Annotated in this window: 9 protein-coding genes and 1 tRNA gene; 8 read left to right on the top strand and 2 right to left on the bottom strand. The window is 39.6% G+C overall.

Annotation, left to right across the window (positions count from 1 at the left end; all coding sequences use genetic code 11):
* Window positions 1-63 precede the first annotated feature (63 nt).
* Window positions 64-139: transfer RNA gene (locus B4F08_RS03640), tRNA-Gly, on the bottom strand.
* A 220-nt stretch (window positions 140-359) separates the two neighbouring features.
* Here B4F08_RS03640 and B4F08_RS03635 point away from each other — a divergent pair.
* The 5 genes from B4F08_RS03635 to B4F08_RS03615 all read left to right on the top strand — a co-directional run bounded on the left by B4F08_RS03635 (window position 360) and on the right by B4F08_RS03615 (window position 3,209).
* Window positions 360-668 carry a BolA family protein gene (locus B4F08_RS03635; RefSeq protein WP_291373232.1) on the top strand — a complete coding sequence of 103 codons (309 nt, stop codon included), beginning with the start codon at window positions 360-362 and terminating at the stop codon, window positions 666-668.
* Between the two features lie 14 nt (window positions 669-682).
* Window positions 683-1,075 (top strand): SirB2 family protein, encoded by a 393-nt coding sequence (locus B4F08_RS03630; RefSeq protein ID WP_086210667.1) that lies wholly within the window; start codon window positions 683-685, stop codon window positions 1,073-1,075.
* An 85-nt stretch (window positions 1,076-1,160) separates the two neighbouring features.
* Window positions 1,161-2,015 (top strand): ParA family protein, encoded by an 855-nt coding sequence (locus B4F08_RS03625; protein ID WP_086210666.1) that lies wholly within the window; start codon window positions 1,161-1,163, stop codon window positions 2,013-2,015.
* On the top strand, window positions 2,012-2,401 hold the full coding sequence (locus tag B4F08_RS03620; protein ID WP_086210665.1) for a hypothetical protein: 390 nt from the start codon (window positions 2,012-2,014) through the stop codon (window positions 2,399-2,401). Before B4F08_RS03625 ends, B4F08_RS03620 begins: the two co-directional genes overlap by 4 nt.
* 214 nt (window positions 2,402-2,615) lie before the next feature.
* Window positions 2,616-3,209, top strand: a complete 594-nt coding sequence (locus B4F08_RS03615; protein WP_086210664.1) for a LysE family translocator — start codon at window positions 2,616-2,618, stop codon at window positions 3,207-3,209.
* Here the strand turns inward: B4F08_RS03615 and B4F08_RS03610 are convergent.
* Window positions 3,206-3,850, bottom strand: a complete 645-nt coding sequence (locus B4F08_RS03610; RefSeq protein ID WP_086210663.1) for a DedA family protein — start codon at window positions 3,848-3,850, stop codon at window positions 3,206-3,208. The two genes, B4F08_RS03615 and B4F08_RS03610, sit on opposite strands and share 4 nt — an antisense overlap.
* A gap of 194 nt (window positions 3,851-4,044) precedes the next feature.
* On the opposite strand from B4F08_RS03610, the gene B4F08_RS03605 reads away from it, so the two are divergent.
* From B4F08_RS03605 to B4F08_RS03595, 3 genes are all read left to right on the top strand, one after another.
* Entirely contained in the window at window positions 4,045-4,461 is a 417-nt protein-coding gene (locus tag B4F08_RS03605) for a DoxX family protein (RefSeq protein ID WP_291373228.1), read from the top strand.
* Window positions 4,462-4,574: 113 nt separating this feature from the next.
* Complete coding sequence (locus B4F08_RS03600; protein ID WP_291373226.1) at window positions 4,575-4,940, top strand: NirD/YgiW/YdeI family stress tolerance protein; 366 nt, start codon at window positions 4,575-4,577, stop codon at window positions 4,938-4,940.
* A gap of 144 nt (window positions 4,941-5,084) precedes the next feature.
* Window positions 5,085-5,182 (top strand): hypothetical protein (locus tag B4F08_RS03595; RefSeq protein WP_291373234.1); only part of this gene is annotated, 98 nt, incomplete at its 3' end.

Raw genomic sequence — 5,182 nt, 5'->3', positions numbered from 1 at the left:
CTACATATCGTTATAAACGGCATAAAAAAAGCCCTCATCTTTCGATGAGGGCTTTTTAGAATCTGGAGCGGGAAACGAGACTCGAACTCGCGACCCCAACCTTGGCAAGGTTGTGCTCTACCAACTGAGCTATTCCCGCATAGCGCTGTATGATACAGCAAGCAAGTTCAGGGTCAATAGCTTTATGAAAAAGCTGAGTTTAATTGCATAAAATAAAGCCAGTTTAATGCAGTCTGTTCCGACTTTTTGATTTTTTACCGCTGAAAAGTAAAGTCTTGGTTCGGATGATGATCGTTTTAACCGTCGCATAGCAGCAAGGAACAGGTATACTCTCAGAATAATCATTTTTGGAGACAGGCATGAGCTTAGAGCAGCAATTAATTGAGCGCTTACAGCAGTTTTCCCCATCCCATTTAGAAGTGGTGAATGAATCTTCGGGGCATGGTGGATATTTCCCCGGTAAGGAATCACATTTTAAAGTGATTGTGGTGAGTGAAGCCTTTGCTGGTCTGCGTTTGGTACAGCGGCATCAAAAAATTTATGCCGTAGCAGGCGATTTACTCAGTCCTGGAAAAATTCATGCTTTAGCTATTCATGCTTTTCTACCAGAAGAGTGGAAAGGGCAAGACACTTCTAGCCCAAACTGTGCACATACACCGAAAAGCTAAACAGAGGCTTGCGAATGGAAACACAATTACTGATTAAAATTGTACATATGAGTGCAGTGAGTATTGCATGCATAATTATTTTGGCACGTGCGATGACCTTGTTTAAGGGGGTTCAGGGTAACCAGCCCAATCCTACAGGTCGTATCGCTTTTGTTGCATTTCAGCATTTGAGTATGACTATGATTGTACTCACAGGCATCATCTTATTGGTGATGAAAAACTTTGAAGTGCAAACATGGTTCTATGCCAAAGTGGTTTTATTTTTAGTCATACTGTCTTCTTTATCTAAAGCCTATAAAAAGGATGACACAATTTTATTAGCACAGCGCCGTGCAGGCTTATTTCTCGCTGTAGTGTCGATGGTTTCGATTATTGGTTTAGTCATGATTAAACCAAACTTTGGCTAATTGTTAGACATAATGTTCGGCACGAAACCTGTTCTGCGCTACACTGCTAGATAAGGTGGAAAAATAACAAGATGGAGGGGATTTTATGCATACACGTGTGGTATTTAATCAAAAAGGTGGTGTAGGCAAGTCCAGTATTGCTGTGAATTTGGCTGCTATCAGTGCGCATCAAGGTCTAAAAACATTATTGATTGATCTCGATCCACAAGCGAATTCGAGTCAGTATGTGTTGGGCGATGATGCAACCTATACTGCGGATAAGCCTGCTTTAGAGCCAAATATTGAGAACTATTTTGAAGAAGTTCTGGGTGCTACACAAAATAAAAGCTTGCTCGGCAATGCGATTGGTTCGATCCTGAAAGGACGTGCCAAAGGCTTAGAAAGCTATGTGCATCAGTCTCCTTTTAAAAATCTTGATGTGATTCCTGCCAGCCCAAATTTGGGTGCCTTGGCCCATGCATTAGAATCCAAACATAAAATTTATAAATTGCGTGATGCCTTACAACAACTGGTTGGGAAGTACGACCGAGTTTATATTGATACACCACCAGCCTTTAATTTCTTTACCTTATCGGCATTGATTGCGGCCAATAAAGTTCTAATTCCGTTTGACTGTGATGTTTTCTCTAAACGAGCACTACAAACCTTGATTGAAAATGTACTTGAAACCCAAGATGATCATAATGACCATTTGGAAATTGAGGGCATCGTGGTCAATCAATACCAAGCACAGGCTAAACTGCCACGTGAAGTGGTGCAACAGTTGAAAGATGAAGGTCTACCTGTTTTAGAAAGTATGTTACCGCCATCGGTGATGATGAAAGAGTCTCATCATAAAAATTTACCGTTGATTCATTTGGCGCATGATCATAAATTGACGCAGGCCTATCAATCATTGTTCAATGAGATTGAGAATAATAAACTGCGAGATTCAGCATGAAAAATATCTTAGTTGCTTTTTTAGCGGGCAGTACGTTGTTATTAGGTGCGTGTGCCACAACGGTTAAACCAACCTATGTTTCTCCTACACAGTACCAAGCGCTGAACTGCCAACAGCTACAGGCAGAGTATAATCGTATTCAACAACATTTAGATGAAGGTGTACCGACTGAAAAACGCACGGGTATGGGTGTAGGTGTGGGACTGGGTGGTGGTTGGAGTCATGGTGGCGGCTGGGGCTTTGGTCCAAGTATTTCGCTCAATATGGGACAATCTTCGAATACTAAAAAGACCGAAATTTCAAGGCTTTTGGGCCAACAAGAAGCCATAGTACAAGCTGCAAAGTTTAAGGGTTGTACGATTACTGTCCGAAATAAGACAAATTAAACACGGATAGATTCATTCTGCTGAAGTGTTTGTATCTTTAGCAGAATGAAAATTTTAGCAAAATGTTTCAAAAATAATCACAATAAAACAACGTCTTATTATTTTTTAAGGTCACTTTTCAGTAAGTAGGTTCTGTCTTTTTGTCTGCCTTGACTTGAGGAAACTGCTCTTTTTCGGCTAAATTGCGCATCTTGAATACTGTTGTTGGATGTCTATGATTGAGAGTTGGCTGTTTGTATTGGCAATGATTGCTGTCCTGATGATTCCGGGACCAACCAATGCTTTACTCGCAAGCTCTGCACATCAGCAAGGTCTGGCGAAAACCAGTGCGCTTGTGCCTGCAGAACTGTTCGGGTATTTCTATGCCATCAACTTATGGGCATTGTTAATTCATTTGAGTACCCCTATCTGGCCATATCTGATTGATATTTTGCATATTATTAGCGCAGGTTACGTATTTTGGTTGGCTTTTCACCTATGGAAAAGCTCACATTTAGAAAAACATAATCAACGTTTTACCTCGATTCGACCAATGCAGTTGTTTTTTTCAACTTTGAAAAACCCAAAAGCTGTACTGTTTGCTGCAGGTATTTTTCCTTATGAAACATGGGATAATCCGACGAATTTTTTATGGGTCTTTATTGTATTTAGCTTAGTTTTATTACCTACGGCTTTGTTTTGGATGTCATTTGGTCGTGCCATTTTATCGGGTGAGTCCAAGCAAATAAAAGCCGATCTCTTGTACAAAGGATCGGCCATGTTATTGGTGGTATGTATGTTCCCTGTGATTTTACGCTTTTTTGCCTAAGCGCGAGTGGTTGATTTTTTCTTCCATTTCGCCCGAATAAAACCAATGATTCCAGGCAAGACACTAATAATAATGATGCCGAAAATCAGATGGGTGAAATTGTCTTTGACCACAGGCACATTGCCAAAAATATAACCTAAAGTAATGAATGAACCAATCCAGCAGAATGCACCAATCAGGTTATAAGACAGGAAAAATTTGTAGTCCATTTTTCCTGCGCCTGCCACAAAAGGTGCAAAGGTGCGCGCAAAGGGAATAAAACGTGCAAAAATAATGGTTTTACCACCATGTTTTTCAAAGAATTTTTGTGTATTTATCAGGTGTTGTTTATTAATAAAACGTGACTCGATTTCAAAAACACGCGGCCCAATATAACGACCAATATGATAGTTCAACGTATCGCCCAGTACGGCTGCGACAAAAAGTAAAATACCAAGGAACCATGGATTCATTGCACCCGTTGATGCAGCTAAGGCACCTGCGGCAAACAATAAGCTATCGCCAGGTAGAAAGGGCATGACCACCAAGCCTGTTTCCACAAAGATGATAAGAAACAAAATTGCATAAATCCAAACCCCATAGTTGGTGATAAACTCGAGCAGATGGTCATCGACATGTAATATAAAATCAATCAGTTCCATGGGGCACAATTAAACAGAAGAGTGCAGAAATCCTAGCAGTCTCATTGTCAGAAGTCAGTATTAAAACGTAAATAAATTCGGCTATTATTGTTCTCTATTCGGAACGATGCATAATGAAAATGCATATTTATTCTAAAAACAGAGATTATTAAAATAGCTACAACTTCAAATAAAACGTATTTAAAGGTGTAAAAATGTTTAATCCAAATGTTGTGGTCAAAAGTATTGTCAATCAACCCAATACCGATGCTGTTTTAGCTTTAATTGCACGCGTGCTGATGGCTTATATTTTCCTTGTCGCAGGTTGGGGGAAAATTACAGCTTATAGCGCAACTGTAGGGTATATGGAGTCTATGGGCGTTCCCGGAGCGCTATTACCATTAACTATTTTGGTTGAGTTTGGTGGTGGCTTAGCGCTGCTGTTTGGATTCCAAGCGCGTTTTGCTGCGTTTGGTTTGGGGCTATTTAGTGTGATTACCGCTTTTATCTTTCATGATGGCACACAAGACAGTATTAATTTTATGAAAAACTTTGCCATGGCAGGAGGTTTGTTTTTTCTGATGCTACATGGTGCAGGAAAAATGAGCCTAGATCATCTGATTGAAAAATAATTCAAAATGAAAAGTAGCATTTATGATGCTGCTTTTTTTATTTACAAAAAAGTACCGTCTGTTGGTGCTTTTTTTGTTTTGATTAATAGCAATAAGACATGAGGAAAAATAATATGAAAAATCTTCTAAAAATTGCGCTTTGTATGAGCAGTTTAAGTCTAGCTGTAGGCGCATGGGCAAATGATGAGCATATCATCATGCAAGAAGCGGCAAACAATCACGTCACTGTTTCAGCCATTGCAAATCTCAAAGATGAAACGGCGGTCACTTTAAAAGGTACACTGTTGAAACATCTCAATGAAGATCATTATGAGTTCAGCGATGGTACAGGGGTTATTTTGCTGGATATTGATGATGATTTGTGGAAAGGATCCAATATTAAAGTAGGTGATAAAGTACAGGTGGTCGGTGAGGTCGACACACATCGTTATAAACCGACCGATATTGAAGTTGTTAAAATAGAGAAAATTTCGCAATAAACATAGCACATAATTGCGTGCTTTTTTGTTTAAACACCACCAAATGTTGGCCTTGCATAAAGCTTGTCCGAATTATGTGCGTTATGTGTGGAAAAATGCTAGAATACGGCGCTTATATTCGTTTGCCTTTCATAGTTGTTTGTCATGACTACCAATACTCAAATTACTGAAGATCGTATCCTTATTTTGGATTTCGGTTCTCAATATAGCCAGCTTATTGCACGCCGCGTACGTGAAGCTGG

Origin of the sequence: Acinetobacter sp. UBA6720, assembly GCF_002454215.1 — a bacterium.
Classification (GTDB): Bacteria; Pseudomonadota; Gammaproteobacteria; order Pseudomonadales; family Moraxellaceae; genus Acinetobacter.
Note: the sequence above shows the minus strand (reverse complement) of the source record. Positions and strands in the feature narration are given on the sequence as shown.

Bases quoted from the DNA above. Each gene is read 5' to 3' on its own strand.
- B4F08_RS03635 (WP_291373232.1), top strand. From the start codon at position 360: ATGAGCTTAGAGCAGCAATTAATTGAGCGCTTACAGCAGTTTTCCCCA.
- B4F08_RS03625 (WP_086210666.1), top strand. From the start codon at position 1,161: ATGCATACACGTGTGGTATTTAATCAAAAAGGTGGTGTAGGCAAGTCC.
- B4F08_RS03615 (WP_086210664.1), top strand. From the start codon at position 2,616: ATGATTGAGAGTTGGCTGTTTGTATTGGCAATGATTGCTGTCCTGATG.
- B4F08_RS03600 (WP_291373226.1), top strand. From the start codon at position 4,575: ATGAAAAATCTTCTAAAAATTGCGCTTTGTATGAGCAGTTTAAGTCTA.
- B4F08_RS03620 (WP_086210665.1), top strand. From the start codon at position 2,012: ATGAAAAATATCTTAGTTGCTTTTTTAGCGGGCAGTACGTTGTTATTA.
- B4F08_RS03605 (WP_291373228.1), top strand. From the start codon at position 4,045: ATGTTTAATCCAAATGTTGTGGTCAAAAGTATTGTCAATCAACCCAAT.
- B4F08_RS03630 (WP_086210667.1), top strand. From the start codon at position 683: ATGGAAACACAATTACTGATTAAAATTGTACATATGAGTGCAGTGAGT.
- B4F08_RS03610 (WP_086210663.1), bottom strand. From the start codon at position 3,850: ATGGAACTGATTGATTTTATATTACATGTCGATGACCATCTGCTCGAG.